At 67.3% G+C, this 1046-nt stretch carries 1 protein-coding gene and 1 pseudogene; both read left to right on the top strand.

Annotated features, from left to right (window positions below; translation table 11 throughout):
• Positions 1-210: pseudogene (locus tag BSP109_RS16795) on the top strand (MFS transporter); the annotation flags it as partial.
• Positions 211-307: 97 nt separating this feature from the next.
• The gene (locus BSP109_RS16800; RefSeq protein ID WP_257944766.1) at positions 308-997 is read left to right on the top strand and encodes a pyridoxal-phosphate dependent enzyme; all 690 of its coding nucleotides are present in this window, start codon (positions 308-310) and stop codon (positions 995-997) included.
• The last annotated feature ends 49 nt before the right edge of the window (positions 998-1046 follow it).

Here is a 1046-nt window from a genome sequence, read left to right on the forward strand (position 1 = left end):
TACTCGGGAGTCTCGATCGGCTACGCCCTGGGTGCGATCCTGGGCGGAGCATTCGCCCCCACGATCGCGGAGACTCTGCTGGCACGCACCGGTTCGTCGCTGTCGATCGCGGCCTACATGATCGGCGTCTGCGTCATCTCGCTGCTCGCTGTCAGCCTGGTCAAGGAGCCCAAGGGCGCACCGCTGGGCATCGTCAAGCACACAAGCTGAACGCGCATAGCCCGTAGGGTGGCAGGCCCGTCTGCAGACTGGCTCGTTGCATCAAAAGTGATCAGCCTGTCCATTCTCACCAACTGAGGAGGCTCCAGTGACGCAGGTGTCCTACCCCGATATCGAAGCAGCGGCCGCCCGGATCGCCGGTCGAGTGCGTCCGGTGACGGTGGCCTCCGCCCAGCCCGGCCAGGCACCCGCTGCGCCGACGTCGACGGCCGCGACGTGGAGTGCCCCGCCAAGCAGCGACCCGGCTGGTTCGGGAGTCCACTTCGCTCTCGAATTCATGCAGTACACGGGATCGTTCAAGGCCCGCGGAGCGCAGAACTTCATCCAGACCCACTTGGCTGAAGGCACTCTCCCCGATGCCGGTGTCACGATCGCCTCGGGCGGGAACGCGGGACTGGCCTGCGCGTGGGCAGCTCGCGATGCCGGGGTTCCGGCGACCGTGTCCCTGCCCTGCGAGGAATTCGTCAAGTCTTCAGGGGCGCTGGCTTCACACGCGTACGACAATCCGCTCATCGCCGCCGGTGCTGGGACGATGATGACCGAGATCCTCTCTCAGATCCCTGACCTCGATACGATCGTCGTCTCCGTCGGCAGCGCATCGGATACTCACCTCCTGCCTGCGTCCCTCCACCCGGAGAACGCCGGCCGCTTCGCCAAGCCCCAGCGCCTGGTGGGGTGGCGCCCCAAGGCAGTCGACCCGCCGGGGCAGGAGCAGAGCGAGCTCGACTTCGTCCACACCCGGGGTGTGAAGAGCCGCGAGCGGCGCGAGGGCTCCTAGGCCCCGCGTGCGCGTCCCCTGCTCGACCTCCCGTTGGACTAGCCGATCG

The sequence above is a fragment of the Brevibacterium sp. Mu109 genome (assembly GCF_900169375.1).
In the GTDB taxonomy this organism is placed as follows: Bacteria; Actinomycetota; Actinomycetes; order Actinomycetales; family Brevibacteriaceae; genus Brevibacterium; species Brevibacterium yomogidense_A.